The following is a 12,802-nucleotide window of genomic DNA, read 5'->3' as shown; positions in this document are numbered from 1 at the left end:
TGTCAGCCCCGAGTCACTTCGGGGCTGTTTTGTTTGATATTGAGTTGCCCACTGCCAAGCGGCATTTATTTTTTTGAAAACAGCGATCGCTGCCTGACCAACTCGACGCGCCGCGCCGCGCCCCAAACGCCTGAACCCCGCACAAAACCCAAAGTGGAAGCGGTGTTTTCGTCAATTCCCTCCAACTCTGGAACACCCCCCATGAAGATCACCCCGATCCTCACGCAGTTGCGTGGGCAATGCCCTGGGCTTGCCAATCATGTTTCGGTGGGTGTCGATCTGGCGTTGCTGCAAGGCAACCCCGATCTACCGACACCCTCAGCCCACGTCCTTCCGCTGGCCGATCTGGCCAGTTCTGGCAGCGCCCAAAACCTCGCCACCCAACCGATCCGCGACCGTTTCGAAATCGTCCTCGTGCTTGACGCAGCCGACGCGACAAAAGCGCTGGATCAGTTGCACGACCTGCGCGCTGAACTGTGGCGTGCGCTGGTGGGGTTCAAGCCCGATTCCAACTACAGCGCCATCGTTTATGACGGCGGTGAGCTGGTGTCGATCAGCAGCAGCCGCGTGTTCTATCGGCTGCGGTTTTACGCCGAGTTCCAGCTCGGTCGCAATCTGCCAGGGCAGCCTGCGGAGAGTTGGCACGAGCGCGAACTGGATGCTTTGTCGTCCTTTACCGGGATGACGGTGCGGGTCGATGCGATCGATCCGGCCGACCCCAACCTGCAACACCCGGGTCCGGATGGACGGGTGGAAATGACTTTCTCTGGAGACGTAACCCCATGAGCAACCGCATCACCGTAGTGCCGGCCGCCGGCCGTGTTGTACCTGACCCGGAGTCGGGCGACCTGCTGCCGGCTGCAGGCCGTGACGTGCCGGACAGCGCCTGGTGGCGCCGGCGTCTGGCCGATGGCGACATCACACTCAAGGCCGCAAAAGCGGCTAAACCACAGGGAGCCAAATAATGGCAATCGGATTCAGCAACATCCCGGCGGACATTCGTGTGCCGCTGTTTTATGCCGAAATGGACAACTCGGCTGCCAATAGCGCGACCTCGGCCATGCGCCGTTTGATCGTCGCTCAGGTCAACGACAATATCGCCCCGACTGAAGTCGGTAAACTGGTGCTGGTTTCCAGCGTGGCGCTGGCGAAGAACATCGGTGGCCAGGGTTCGATGCTCGCTTCGATGTACGAGACCTTCCGCAAGGCTGACCCGATCGGCGAGATCTGGTGCCTGCCATTGCACAACACCGAAGGCGCCATTGCCAAGGGCGTGCTGACTCTGACCGGCACCGCGACACAGGCGGGCATGCTCAACCTTTATATTGGCGGTGTGCGGGTGCAGGCCACCGTGGTCAACGGCGCAACCGCAGCACAAGCTGCCACCGCACTGGCGCAGAAAATCAACGCCAGCGCCGATTTGCCTGTCAGCGCGGCGGCTGCCGAAGGTATTGTCACCTTGAACGCCAAATGGACCGGCGACAGCGGCAACGATATCAGCCTGCAATTCAATCGTTTGGGCAAGAGCAACGGTGAAGAAACCCCGGCTGGCCTGACCACTGCGATCAGCGCGATGATCGGCGGCGCTGGCGTGCCTGATCAGATCGCTGCCGTTGCGGCGCTAGGCGATGAGCCATTCGAATTCATCGCCTTGCCGTGGTCCGATCTGGCCACCCTCAACACCTGGCAAGCGGTCATGGATGACAGCACCGGGCGCTGGTCGTGGGCCAAGCAATTGTTCGGTCACGTCTACAGCGCCAAACGCGGCACTGTCGGCACCCTGGTCGCCGCAGGCCAGGCGCGCAACGATCAGCACATGACCATTCAGGCGCTGGAGCCGGGCGTACCGCAACCGTTCTGGGTGCAGGCCGCCGCGCTGGCTGCGCGCACGGCTGTGTTCATCTCCGCCGATGCCAGCCGTCCGACGCAAAGTGGCAGCCTGCCGGGTGTCGACCCTGCACCGGCGAGCGAACGCTTTACCCTGACCGAGCGTCAGTCGCTGCTCAACTACGGGATCGCCACCGCCTACTACGAGGGCGGTTACGTGCGCATTCAGCGTTCGATCACCACCTACCAGAAGAACGCTTACGGCCAGGCCGACAACTCTTATCTGGACAGCGAAACCATGCACCAGTCGGCATTCATCGTGCGCCGTCTGCAAAGCGTGATCACCAGCAAATACGGACGGCACAAACTGGCCTCCGACGGCACCCGTTTCGGCGCCGGCCAGCCGATCGTTACACCGGCGACCATTCGCGGTGAGCTGATTGCCCAGTATGCCAAGCTCGAACTCGAAGGCCACGTGGAGAACGCCGAGCTGTTCGCCGAGCACCTGATCGTCGAGCGCGACGTGCAAGACCCGAGCCGCGTGAACGTGCTGTTCCCGCCGGATTACATCAACGGTCTGCGTGTGTTCGCACTGCTCAACCAGTTCCGTCTGCAGTACGACGACGCGGCTTGATATCCGCGTTTACCGTCAAGCATTCAGCCCACCGCGTGTGGGCTTTTTCATTCAAGGGAGTAACACCATGGGTCAACTGATTGCAGGCACCTGCTACGTCAAGGTCGACGGCGCACAACTGACGATCAACGGCGGCTGCGAAGCCCCGCTGATGGCCGTCAAACGTGAAACCGTCGTGCCCGGTTTCTACAAGGAAACCGACATCGCGCCGTCGTTCAAAGTGACCGCGCTGCACACCGCCGACTTCCCGCTGAAGAAGCTGATCGAAGGCACAGACATCACCGTCACCTGCGAATTCAGCAACGGCAAAGTCTACGTGCTGGCCGGCGCCTACCTGGTCGAAGAACCGGTCTCCAAAGGCGATGACGCCACCCTCGAATTGAAATTCGAAGGCATCAAGGGGACTTGGCAATGAGCGGCGCCGTGAAGCTTCAAGTAGCAATCGAAGCCCACGGCGAGCCCCTGACCGAACTCGAACTGCGCCGTCCGACGGTGCAGGAAGTGCGAGCGATCAAGGCGCTGCCGTACAAGATCGACAAGAACGAAGAAGTCAGCCTCGACATGGACGTGGCGGCGAAATACATCGCGGTGTGCGCCGGCATTCCGCCGTCGTCGGTCAACCAGCTGGATCTGGCCGACCTCAATGCGCTGAGCTGGGCCGTCGCAAGTTTTTTCATGAGTGCGGCGTCGGCGCCATCACCGACCTGATCGCCGTCGCCTATGACCTGGCCTGGTTCTGGAAGGTTGACCCCGAACAGATGATGGCCAGGCCACTGGATGTGCTCCGCGAATCGCTGGAGCACGCGCAACGGATCAATGCGATGCAGCAGGTGCAGTGATGGCGAAGACACAAATAAATGCGCTCCAGCAGAACATGCAGACCACGGTGAACATGCTGGTCGTGATGCAGGGTCTGCAGAAGATGGACACTGAAATGAAGGGCGTCCGAGGCAAGGTGGCGGCGTTCAGGAAAAGTCTGGAAAGCAGTTCGATCAAGCCCTTCGATTTATCGGGTTTCCTTTCCGGTGGCGGCTTGCTGAAACCTTTTCAGGAGGGACTGAAGAAGGCGATCAAGGCCGAAGACGAACTGGCGACCAAGAGCAAAAAGCTCAGCGTGCCGACGCTGGGCAAAGACGCGCTGATTCCTGCACCGTTGAACAAGCCCGTCCCGGCACAGGTGCCGGCGGTAGTGAAGGGGGAAACTTCGACTAATCTGGCGAAGTTCAACCTCTCCCTCGACAACATTTCATTGAAGATCGGGCAGGCTTTGCTACCCGCCGTCAATAGACTGGTAACGGCGCTGGTGCCGGTGGTGACTTCGGTCGGTGAATTTGTCGCCGATCACCCGCAACTGGTGGAAGGGCTGGCGGCGGCAGCGCTGGCGTTCACGTTCGTGACAACAGCGGCTGCCGGTTTCAGCGCCGTGCTGACGCTGCTCGCTTCGCCTGTCGGTCTATTTGCCGCCGCAGTTGCGCTGGCGGCCGGGTTGATCGTCGCCAACTGGAAACCCGTCTCGGCTTTTTTTGCTCGACTGTGGCAAGACATTGCGCCGGTCGTCATGCCGATGGCCAGTTTCTTTCGCACGATGTTCGGGTTCACTCCGATGGGCATGCTGATCAGCAATTGGGGACCGGTAAGCACGTTCTTTGCGGCGCTGTGGAACGTGCTCAAGGCGCTGGCTGCGCCGGTCATCGACTTTTATGCAACGTTGTTTGCGTATTCCCCGCAGGCGCTGATTCTGAAGAACTGGGCGCCTCTGGTAGGGCTTTTTGCATCGATCTGGGATCTGCTCCGAGCGGTGTCGGTACCGGTGGGCGCTTTTTTCCACGACCTTGTCGATTCCATCAAACTCCCCGTGCTCGCCCTGTATGCGGTGATCCGCGAGCAGTTGGGCTGGTCGCCTCTGGAGCTGATCATTCAGGCCTGGGGCTCGGTCACGGTCTGGATCGAGAAGTGGAGCGAAAAGTTTTACCAGGCGCTTGCCCCGGTCCGGGCATTTTTCAACGGGGGCCTGGGTGAGCTCGCCGCCGAAGCGTCGGCCAAGGTCGATGTCTTTACCCACGCGCAGGAACGAACCAATGCCCAAGGCAAGGGGGAGTGGGCGCCAGAATTCTTTGGCTCCAGTGCGGATTCCGCTTCCACAAGTCCTGCGCCGATGGTGGCGCTGACACAGTCCTCGACTTCTCTGACGCAAACTTCGAGCAGCCTCATCCAGCAAAGCGCCGCCAACAACCGCACGCAACTCGAAGGCGGCCTGACCGTGCGCTTCGAAAATGCACCGGCCGGCCTGCGCACCGAACAACCGCAAACCAATCAACCGGGCCTGGCCGTGTCTTCGCGCATAGGCTATCGCTCGCTGTCGATGGGAGGTACCCAATGAACTGGCGTGACCGTTTATTGCCGGCATCCTTTCGCGGTGTCGGTTTCTGGATTGACCAGGCGAAGACACCGGTCGGGCGCAAAGGGCAGTTGCACGAATACCCGCAACGCGACCTGCCGTTTTTCGAGGATCTCGGCCAGCAGGCCAAGACCCACGATCTGACCGCGTTCATCATCGGCCCTGATTGCCTGGAGCAGCGCGACAAACTGCTTCAGGCGCTGGAGCAGGGCCGTGGCGAACTCGTGCATCCGTGGCTCGGTCGCCTGCAGGTCAAGGTCGGCGAATGCGACATGACCCATACCCGCCAGGACGGCGGGCTGGTGACGTTTACCCTGAAGTTCTACCCCGATCAGCCGCTGCCGTTTCCGACGGCAACGGTCAGCACGCAGAAAGTGCTGTTGGTCAAAGCTGACGGTCTGCTGGGTTCGGCGGTGGCGCGTTTCGAGCAGGCGATGACGCTGATCAAGGCAGCGCGGATCGGTATCACCAACCTGCGCAACAGCCTTACCGGCGTCTATGACGTGATCAAGGAACAGCTGAAACCGTTGATCGAGCAGTACCGGCAAATCACCGAACTGGTCAAAGCCGTGAAGGAGTTGCCCAAGGAAGTGGCGGCGGAATTCAAGGGTTTGCTCGGCGATATCAAGGAGCTGAAAGCGTTCGCCAAGGAAGGCTACCGAGGCGTGATTGCCGACGTGTCGCAGCAACTCGAAGCGATTCGCAAGGCCGATGCGCCGAAGATCACCACCGGCAAGGACACCAATGCCGCCGCGCAAGCGATGGCCGATCTGGTGCAGGACACGATGCTGGTCAAAGTCGCGCAGTGGGTGGCGTCGATGCCCGTGGCAACCACGCCGGTGAAACTGGCGTCGACACCCTCGGTGGCGCAACAGTCGACGTCGCCGGTCAGCCGTCAGGAAGTGCCCGTCAGCGATGACATGCAAGCCCTGCGCGCAGCGGTGACTGCCGCCATTGACCCGATGCTGGCGAAGGCTGGGCCCGCGCATTTTCAGGCAATCAGTGATGTCAAGGAAGCGCTGGTCGCTCATCTCAAAGCAGTGGCTTCATCGGGCGTGCGGCAAGTCAACAAATCGTTTCAGGAAAGCTTTCCGGCAGTGGTCGTGGCCTACAAGCAGTTCGGCGACGCCACGCGAGTCGACGAAGTGACTCAGCGCAACGGAATTACCCATCCAGGGTTCTCCCCCAACGACGTGAAAGTCTCGCGGGAGTGATGCCATGAATGAGATGGACAATCACGTCACGCTGACGGTCAACGACATGGAATACGGTGGCTGGAAAAGCGTCGAGATCACCGCCGATCTGGAGCGCCAGTTCCGCACCTTCAAACTCGACATCACCTGGCAATGGCCCGGTCAGTCCGTGGATCAAAGGATCAAACCGGGCGACCCCTGCGAGGTAAAAATCGGCAAAGATCTTGTGCTCACCGGCTACGTGTTCAAGGCGCCGATCCGCTATGACGGGCGGCAGATCAGCCTGACCATCGAAGGCAGTTCCAAAACCCAGGATCTGGTCGATTGCGCCGCCCGCAATCTGCCCAGCCAATGGCAGCAACAGCCCTTGCTGAACATCGTCCGCGATCTGGCGAGCGAATATGGGCTGTGGGTCGTCAATGAAATCAGCGAAACCACACGCCTGACCAAACACACCATCGTGCCGGGTGAAACGGCATTCCAGTCGATCGACCGACTGCTGTCGCTGCTGCGGGTGTTTTCTACCGACAACGAGCTGGGCCAGTTGGTGTTGGCCAAACCCGGTAGTGCCGGGCGCGCCAGCGATGCGCTGGAGCTGGGCAAGAACATTCTGTCGGCCGATGCGCCGATGGATTTCAGCCAGGTGTTCTCCGAGTACCGGGTGATCGGCCAGCAAAAAGGCTCGGATGCGAAAAGCGGCGCGGCGGTCAGCGAAGTCGAATCGACGGCGGCGGATCTGAGCTTCAAACGTCGGCGCACCACGGTGATCAATGAAGGCACGCAACTGACCTTTGAATTGGCGCAGCAGCGTGCCCTATGGGAAAGCGCCACCCGCATGGGCCGCGCGCAGACCACCACCTATCAGGTGCAGGGCTGGCGGCAGAGCAATGGTGATTTGTGGCGCCATAACATGTTGGTGAAGGTCAAGGACCCGGTGCTCGATTTCGACGGTGACATGCTGATTTCCAAGGTCACCTATTCGTTGTCGGCACAGGGTTCGGTGACCACCTTGCAAGTGGCACCGCCGCATACCTTTGATGCCAATCCCGCCCCTGTGAAAAATCCCCAAGCCTGACACTAGACCCTGTGGGAGCGGGCTTGCGCGCGAAAGCGGCGGCAGCCTCGACATCGTATCGCCTGACCCACCGCCTTCGCGAGCAAGCCCGCTCCCACAGGATTGGCTGTGTCAGCTCAACCTCCAAGGAACTTCCATGAGCCTACTGACACACCTGCTGGCGCGCGGCACTGTCGTGCTCGCCAATTCGGCTTCGAAACTGCAATCGCTGCAAATGCGCCTCACCGCCGGCGAGGTGAACGATGACCTCGAACACTTCGAACCCTACGGTTTCACCAGCCATCCGCTGGCCGGTGCTGAAGGGGTCGTCACCTTCATTGGCGGCGACCGCTCCCACGCCATCGCCCTGGTCATCGCCGACCGCCGCTATCGCCTGCAAGCACTCGCTGCTGGTGAAGTGGCGCTCTACACCGACGAGGGCGACCGGATTCATTTCAAGCGCGGACGGATCATCGACATCGAGACCGCCACGCTGAATATCCGCGCCAGTAGCGCGGTCAACTTCGACACGCCGGTCATCAACCAGACCGGCAAGATCGTTTCCACCGGTGATCAACTCGCCGGCGGCATCAGCCAGATCAAGCATGTTCACGTTGGCGTGCAGGCCGGTAACGGTCAGACCGGCGCGCCGGCTGGAGGCCAATGATGCTCATCAGCCAGAACCTCCACGCCGCACTGACCCGCGCGGTGCTCATCAGCCTGTTCACCTGGCGCCGCGCCGCCGATGACGATGCCCTCGATGACGAAGAGCGCTTCGGCTGGTGGGGCGACAGTTTCCCCACCGTCGCCGACGATCGCATCGGCTCGCGGCTGTGGCTGTTACGCCGGGTCAAGCTGACCCGGCAGACGCAAATGGACGCCGAGTTCTATGCCCGCGAAGCCCTGCAATGGCTGCTCGACGACGGCCATTGCAGCGCCATCGACATCATCAGCGAACGCCTCGACGCCCAGCGCCTGAACCTGCGCACGGTTCTGACCCTGGCCGACGGTGAACGTCTGGACATCAACCCCGATAACAGCTGGCAGGTGATCTATGCCGTTTGAAACCCCTTCGCTGCCGGTGCTGATCAAACGCACCCAAAGCGACCTGGCCGGCGATTCGCTGCGCCAGTCCGATGCGCAAGTGCTGGCCCGCACCCTCGGCGGCGCCGCTTATGGCTTGTACGGTTATCTTGACTGGATTGCCGAGCAGATTTTGCCAGACAAGGCGGACGAATCGACTCTGGAGCGCATCGCCGCGCTGCGCCTTAACCAACCGCGTAAAGCCGCGCAAGCAGCTACGGGCAGCGTCAGTTTCAGCGCCAGTGCCGGTGCTGTGCTGGATGTCGATACGCTGCTGCAGTCCAATGATGGCCGTACTTACAAAGTTACTGGTGCCCGCATCGCCGTCAGCGGCGCCAACAGCACCACGATCGCTGCGCTTGATGCAGGCAGCGTGGGTAATGCCGACGCCGGTCTGACATTGAATCTGGTGCAACCGATTGCGGGCGTCATCGGTAACAGCTTCATCGTTCAGCCACCTGGTCTCACAGGCGGCGTCGGCACCGAAAGCCTTGAATCGTTGCGCGCCAGAGTGATTCGCTCTTATCGGGTGATCCCCCACGGCGGCTCGGCGCAAGACTATGAAACATGGGCGCTGGAGTGCCCCGGAATCACCCGCGCATGGTGCCGTGGCAACTTCCTCGGCCCCGGCACGGTTGGTCTGTTCGTCATGCGCGACGATGATCCACAACCGATCCCCAACGAAGAACAGTTGGCTGACGTCGAGGCTTATATCGAGCCGCTGCGGCCAGTCACCGCCGATGTGAGGGTAATGGCGCCCGTGCAAGTGCTGGTCAAGTACACAATGCGCGTGACGCCAAACACCAGCGCAGTGCGCGCGGCGGTTGAAACCCAGTTGCGAGATTTGCACAACCGCGAGGCGGGGCTGGGCGATACGTTGTTGCTCAGTCACATCACCGAAGCCATCAGCAGCGCCACCGGTGAAAGCGATCACAGCCTCATCAGCCCCTCGGCCAACGTCACGGCCCAAAGCAATCAATTGCTGACGTTCGGGGGGTGCGAATGGCTGTCCTGAGAAGTGCCAGACAATACCGGCAACAGTTGCGCAGTCTGCTTCCCAGCGGTCCGGCCTGGGACCCGGAACGTGTACCGGAACTCGAACAAGTGCTTGAAGGCGTCGCTCAGGAACTGGCTCGCCTTGACGCCCGAGCTGCAGATTTGCTCAACGAGATGGATCCGGCTGGCGTCAGCGAGCTTGTGCCGGATTGGGAGGCGGTGATGAACCTGCCCGACCCCTGTCTTGGAGTCACTCCGCTCTATGACGATCGCCGCCTGGCTGTGCGTCGGCGGTTGCTGGCGGTGGGCAACCAGTGCGCCGCGTACTTCATTGAGGTCGCCCGTACTCAGGGTTATCCAGAGGCCTCGGTGACCGAACTGCGGGTCCCGCGCATGGGCCGTTCGCGGTTTGGCAGCGCTCATTTTGGCACCTGGAAAGGGCAATTCATGTGGATCCTCAACACCGGCGGCCGCTTGGCGATCGGACGGCGTTTCGGCGCCAGTTATTGGGGCGAACGTTTCGGCATGTACCCGGGCTCGGCCCTGGAATGCCTCATTCACCGCAGTGCACCGGCGCATACCCAGGTGTACATCAATTATGACTAAGGACTGAATAAATGGATTATCCAAAAAGCGTACCCAGCGTCGGGCTGGTCGATGGCAAGTTTGTCGATGAGAATCCGGTGGCAGGCACGCCGGGATCGTTGATCCCGGCATCATGGGGCAATGCGGTAACCGAAGAAATCCTCGGCGTGATCAAGGGCGGTGCGCTCAAACCCGATGAGGCCGATGTCGGACAATTGCTGACTGCCGTGCGCAAAATCAATCAGGCGGGTCTCATCGATTTCGCCTTGGATACCGGCACGGCCAATGCGTATGCCGCGAACTATTCGCCGGCTCCCGCTACGCTGACAGACGGCATGGTGTTGCGCTTCAAGGCTTTGAATACCAATACCGGCGCCAGTACGTTTTCCGTAGCGGGGTCGGTCGCCAAACCGCTGGTCGGTCTTGACCATACTCCGCTTCGCTCCGGTGAAATCGTTGCGACGGGAGATGTCTGGGTGCAATGGAACAGCTCGCTGGGCAGCGGCGCCTGGATTCTGATTGCCAGTACCGGCGTGGCCAGACAATTGGGGGCCGATGTCGGCGACGTGAAAGCCGTCGCTACCGTAGATGCGCCCAGTGGCTGGCTCAAATGCAACGGACAGCCTGTGTTGCGTACCCAGTATGCCAATCTGTTCGCAGCAATCGGCACCCGGTTCGGTGCCGGTGACGGTGCCAATACCTTTAACCTGCCGGATTTGCGCGGGGAATTTGTCCGGGGTCTGGACGAGGGCCGTGGTGTCGATCCGGGCCGTGTTCTGGGTAGCAAACAGGCTGGGCAGAATGCTTCCCACGTTCACGATGTGTCGGCCGCAGCCGCTGGTAACCATGCTCACACGGCGCGCACTGATGCTGCCGGATTGCACGCGCACGGTGGCGCTGTGACGAGTGGAGGCGCGTTCAACATCGACACGGTCATGGGCGGGCAGGGGCAGATCAACGGCGGTAATACTGCGGGGTCGATCATGGGCTCCAGCTCGGCGCCCTTCATCAACCGTAACTTCACCACCAACGCTCCCGCGCACTCCCACGGCATCGTGGCGGACGGCAACCACGCGCATAACGTCGGCGTGGATGCCGCCGGGCAACATACGCATACGATCTCGATGGCGGCCTCTGGCGGCAATGAGGCTCGCCCGATGAACACCGCGCTGTTGTACGTCATCAAGTTTTGATCGCAGCTGTCCGGAACGCACATCAGGTGGACCGATCGTTGCGATAGACCCCTGAAAAATCCAGAAAGAAATGGCTGGCAAACATCCACTGACAGCCGTGATTCAATCGGGGCAAATCCAGGGAGGATCAAGCATCATGCAATTAACTGAAAAACACCTTATCGACATCATGCCCAACGCCCGCTCCCAAGCGGGCGTTTTTGTTTCGCCACTCAACGCCGCGATGGCCAGGCATCGCATCGATACGCCGAAACGTGTTGCTGCGTTTCTCGCACAGGTCGGCCACGAGTCCGGTCAATTGCGTTACGTGCGCGAATTGGGCGACAACCAGTATCTGAGCAAATATGACACCGGTACGTTAGCGCTACGTTTGGGCAACACGCCCGAGGCAGATGGTGACGGACAAAAATACAGGGGGCGTGGGCTTATACAAATCACCGGTCGCGCCAACTATCGACAATGCAGCCTCGGCTTGTTTGGCGATGAGCGTCTGTTGTCGTTGCCTGAATTGCTTGAGCAACCGCAATGGGCGGCCGAATCGGCAGCGTGGTTCTGGGCGCAGAAAGGCCTGAACGAACTGGCCGATGTTGATCAGTTCAACAGCATTACCCGGCGGATCAACGGCGGGTTGAATGGCTTGCAGGATCGTCTGGAAATCTGGGCGCGGGCGAGGGCGGTGCTATGTCCGGCTCCTGGCGGGTGATTGGCCTGTTGTTGCTGGCGGCCGCGGCTTTCGCTGCGGCGTGGCAGTTCCAAGACTGGCGTTACGGGCGCCAATTGGCCGAGCAGGCGCAGTTAAACGCCGAAATGCAGAATCAACTCACTCAGACCGCCGCGAGCGCGCAACAGGCCGAACAGGATAAACGTCTGGCGCTGGAGCAACGGCTGTCGGCGAGTGAACAAACCCATTATCGAGCGCTGAGCGATGCCCAACGTGATCAGGATCGCCTGCGCGATCGTCTTGCTACTGCCGATGTTCGGCTGTCAGTCCTTCTCGACGCCGGCGATGTTGCCTCAGGCTGCCACGTGCCAGCCACCGCCAGCGCCGGCGGCGTGGATTCTGCAACCGTACGCGCCCGACTTGACCCGGCGCATGCTCAACGAATTATTGCCATTACCGACACCGGTGACCGCGGATTGATTGCCCTGCAGGCCTGTCAGGCCTATGTAAGAGCGCTCGCGCCCGAACATCTTGAATGATTCTGTGTATTGAAAGCGCGTCCGGCTCGTGTACGGTGAAGGCATTCCACACGATCTGGAGCTCGCCGTGAAAGAGACCACCCAACTGGCCGCCGAACTGGGCCGACGTCTGCAAGTGCTCAATGCCCACGTCACTACCGCCGAGTCTTGCACCGGCGGCGGTATTGCCGAAGCGATTACGCGGATTCCGGGCAGTTCGGCCTGGTTTGAAGCGGGTTACGTGACGTACTCCAATCGGCAGAAAACCCGGCAGTTGAATGTGTCGGAGGAACTGTTCGAGACGGTGGGGGCGGTCAGTCGCGAGGTGGTCGAGGCCATGGTGCGCGGTGCGCAGCAGCACAGCCTGGCGCACTTTGCCGTGGCGGTCAGTGGTGTCGCCGGCCCCGACGGTGGCACGCCGAACAAACCGGTGGGTACGGTGTGGCTGGCCTGGGGTGTCGGCGACGCGGTTTATAGCGAGGTCCAGCACTTCCCCGGCAGCCGTGACGAAGTCCGCCGACAAACGGTGAAGGCCGCGCTAGAGGGCCTTGTGCGACTAGCGGCACGAGAAATCGAAAATCAGGGGTAGGCGATCTTCGAACGCTGTGGAATAATACTGGCTACTTATACAGGTGTTGGCCGTCAGGCCTTATTGATTAC

Annotated in this window: 16 protein-coding genes; all 16 read left to right on the top strand. The window is 60.8% G+C overall.

The genetic code is table 11. From position 1 onward, the window contains the following. The first annotated feature begins 201 nt into the window (after positions 1-201). The 16 genes from ACIGDJ_RS18695 (at position 202) to ACIGDJ_RS18620 (ending at position 12,731) form a co-directional block, all read left to right on the top strand. Positions 202-786 carry a hypothetical protein gene (locus tag ACIGDJ_RS18695; RefSeq protein WP_312995693.1) on the top strand — a complete coding sequence of 195 codons (585 nt, stop codon included), beginning with the start codon at positions 202-204 and terminating at the stop codon, positions 784-786. Then, on the top strand, positions 783-965 hold the full coding sequence (locus tag ACIGDJ_RS18690) for a DUF2635 domain-containing protein (protein ID WP_101157926.1): 183 nt from the start codon (positions 783-785) through the stop codon (positions 963-965). Before ACIGDJ_RS18695 ends, ACIGDJ_RS18690 begins: the two co-directional genes overlap by 4 nt. Further along, positions 965-2,461 carry a phage tail sheath subtilisin-like domain-containing protein gene (locus tag ACIGDJ_RS18685; RefSeq protein ID WP_312995697.1) on the top strand — a complete coding sequence of 499 codons (1,497 nt, stop codon included), beginning with the start codon at positions 965-967 and terminating at the stop codon, positions 2,459-2,461. Before ACIGDJ_RS18690 ends, ACIGDJ_RS18685 begins: the two co-directional genes overlap by 1 nt. Positions 2,462-2,528: 67 nt before the next feature. Further along, positions 2,529-2,876, top strand: coding sequence for a phage tail tube protein (locus ACIGDJ_RS18680; protein WP_312995701.1), 348 nt, complete (start codon positions 2,529-2,531; stop codon positions 2,874-2,876). Then, the gene (locus ACIGDJ_RS18675) at positions 2,873-3,169 is read left to right on the top strand and encodes a phage tail assembly protein (RefSeq protein WP_312995704.1); all 297 of its coding nucleotides are present in this window, start codon (positions 2,873-2,875) and stop codon (positions 3,167-3,169) included. The genes ACIGDJ_RS18680 and ACIGDJ_RS18675 overlap by 4 nt, the downstream gene beginning before the upstream one ends. Positions 3,170-3,299: 130 nt before the next feature. After that, positions 3,300-4,841: a phage tail protein gene (locus ACIGDJ_RS18670; RefSeq protein ID WP_101157932.1), complete on the top strand. Its 1,542-nt coding sequence runs from the start codon at positions 3,300-3,302 to the stop codon at positions 4,839-4,841. Further along, a complete protein-coding gene (locus ACIGDJ_RS18665) occupies positions 4,838-6,073 on the top strand; it encodes a DNA circularization protein (RefSeq protein ID WP_397479838.1) in 1,236 nt (411 codons plus the stop codon). Before ACIGDJ_RS18670 ends, ACIGDJ_RS18665 begins: the two co-directional genes overlap by 4 nt. 4 nt (positions 6,074-6,077) lie before the next feature. Next, the gene (locus tag ACIGDJ_RS18660; RefSeq protein WP_101157936.1) at positions 6,078-7,127 is read left to right on the top strand and encodes a phage baseplate assembly protein; all 1,050 of its coding nucleotides are present in this window, start codon (positions 6,078-6,080) and stop codon (positions 7,125-7,127) included. A gap of 136 nt (positions 7,128-7,263) precedes the next feature. Then, the gene (locus tag ACIGDJ_RS18655) at positions 7,264-7,773 is read left to right on the top strand and encodes a phage baseplate assembly protein V (protein ID WP_312995714.1); all 510 of its coding nucleotides are present in this window, start codon (positions 7,264-7,266) and stop codon (positions 7,771-7,773) included. After that, positions 7,773-8,171, top strand: coding sequence for a phage GP46 family protein (locus tag ACIGDJ_RS18650; RefSeq protein ID WP_101157940.1), 399 nt, complete (start codon positions 7,773-7,775; stop codon positions 8,169-8,171). Before ACIGDJ_RS18655 ends, ACIGDJ_RS18650 begins: the two co-directional genes overlap by 1 nt. Further along, positions 8,161-9,204: a baseplate J/gp47 family protein gene (locus ACIGDJ_RS18645; protein ID WP_101157942.1), complete on the top strand. Its 1,044-nt coding sequence runs from the start codon at positions 8,161-8,163 to the stop codon at positions 9,202-9,204. Before ACIGDJ_RS18650 ends, ACIGDJ_RS18645 begins: the two co-directional genes overlap by 11 nt. Continuing rightward, positions 9,192-9,791: a YmfQ family protein gene (locus tag ACIGDJ_RS18640; RefSeq protein WP_101157944.1), complete on the top strand. Its 600-nt coding sequence runs from the start codon at positions 9,192-9,194 to the stop codon at positions 9,789-9,791. Before ACIGDJ_RS18645 ends, ACIGDJ_RS18640 begins: the two co-directional genes overlap by 13 nt. A gap of 11 nt (positions 9,792-9,802) precedes the next feature. Beyond that, entirely contained in the window at positions 9,803-10,963 is a 1,161-nt protein-coding gene (locus tag ACIGDJ_RS18635) for a tail fiber protein (RefSeq protein ID WP_101157946.1), read from the top strand. A 136-nt stretch (positions 10,964-11,099) separates the two neighbouring features. Continuing rightward, the gene (locus ACIGDJ_RS18630; RefSeq protein ID WP_101157948.1) at positions 11,100-11,666 is read left to right on the top strand and encodes a glycoside hydrolase family 19 protein; all 567 of its coding nucleotides are present in this window, start codon (positions 11,100-11,102) and stop codon (positions 11,664-11,666) included. Continuing rightward, positions 11,645-12,163 carry a lysis system i-spanin subunit Rz gene (locus tag ACIGDJ_RS18625; RefSeq protein WP_101157950.1) on the top strand — a complete coding sequence of 173 codons (519 nt, stop codon included), beginning with the start codon at positions 11,645-11,647 and terminating at the stop codon, positions 12,161-12,163. The genes ACIGDJ_RS18630 and ACIGDJ_RS18625 overlap by 22 nt, the downstream gene beginning before the upstream one ends. Before the next feature lie 67 nt (positions 12,164-12,230). After that, positions 12,231-12,731: a CinA family protein gene (locus ACIGDJ_RS18620; RefSeq protein ID WP_397479837.1), complete on the top strand. Its 501-nt coding sequence runs from the start codon at positions 12,231-12,233 to the stop codon at positions 12,729-12,731. Positions 12,732-12,802: the final 71 nt, after the last annotated feature.

Source organism: Pseudomonas sp. NPDC079367 (genome assembly GCF_044542195.1).
Lineage (GTDB): Bacteria > Pseudomonadota > Gammaproteobacteria > Pseudomonadales > Pseudomonadaceae > Aquipseudomonas.
This window is presented reverse-complemented; position numbering and strand designations above follow the sequence as displayed.

Bases quoted from the DNA above. Each gene is read 5' to 3' on its own strand.
- ACIGDJ_RS18695 (WP_312995693.1), top strand. From the start codon at position 202: ATGAAGATCACCCCGATCCTCACGCAGTTGCGTGGGCAATGCCCTGGG.
- ACIGDJ_RS18690 (WP_101157926.1), top strand. From the start codon at position 783: ATGAGCAACCGCATCACCGTAGTGCCGGCCGCCGGCCGTGTTGTACCT.
- ACIGDJ_RS18685 (WP_312995697.1), top strand. From the start codon at position 965: ATGGCAATCGGATTCAGCAACATCCCGGCGGACATTCGTGTGCCGCTG.
- ACIGDJ_RS18680 (WP_312995701.1), top strand. From the start codon at position 2,529: ATGGGTCAACTGATTGCAGGCACCTGCTACGTCAAGGTCGACGGCGCA.
- ACIGDJ_RS18675 (WP_312995704.1), top strand. From the start codon at position 2,873: ATGAGCGGCGCCGTGAAGCTTCAAGTAGCAATCGAAGCCCACGGCGAG.
- ACIGDJ_RS18670 (WP_101157932.1), top strand. From the start codon at position 3,300: ATGGCGAAGACACAAATAAATGCGCTCCAGCAGAACATGCAGACCACG.
- ACIGDJ_RS18665 (WP_397479838.1), top strand. From the start codon at position 4,838: ATGAACTGGCGTGACCGTTTATTGCCGGCATCCTTTCGCGGTGTCGGT.
- ACIGDJ_RS18660 (WP_101157936.1), top strand. From the start codon at position 6,078: ATGAATGAGATGGACAATCACGTCACGCTGACGGTCAACGACATGGAA.
- ACIGDJ_RS18655 (WP_312995714.1), top strand. From the start codon at position 7,264: ATGAGCCTACTGACACACCTGCTGGCGCGCGGCACTGTCGTGCTCGCC.
- ACIGDJ_RS18650 (WP_101157940.1), top strand. From the start codon at position 7,773: ATGCTCATCAGCCAGAACCTCCACGCCGCACTGACCCGCGCGGTGCTC.
- ACIGDJ_RS18645 (WP_101157942.1), top strand. From the start codon at position 8,161: ATGCCGTTTGAAACCCCTTCGCTGCCGGTGCTGATCAAACGCACCCAA.
- ACIGDJ_RS18640 (WP_101157944.1), top strand. From the start codon at position 9,192: ATGGCTGTCCTGAGAAGTGCCAGACAATACCGGCAACAGTTGCGCAGT.
- ACIGDJ_RS18635 (WP_101157946.1), top strand. From the start codon at position 9,803: ATGGATTATCCAAAAAGCGTACCCAGCGTCGGGCTGGTCGATGGCAAG.
- ACIGDJ_RS18630 (WP_101157948.1), top strand. From the start codon at position 11,100: ATGCAATTAACTGAAAAACACCTTATCGACATCATGCCCAACGCCCGC.
- ACIGDJ_RS18625 (WP_101157950.1), top strand. From the start codon at position 11,645: ATGTCCGGCTCCTGGCGGGTGATTGGCCTGTTGTTGCTGGCGGCCGCG.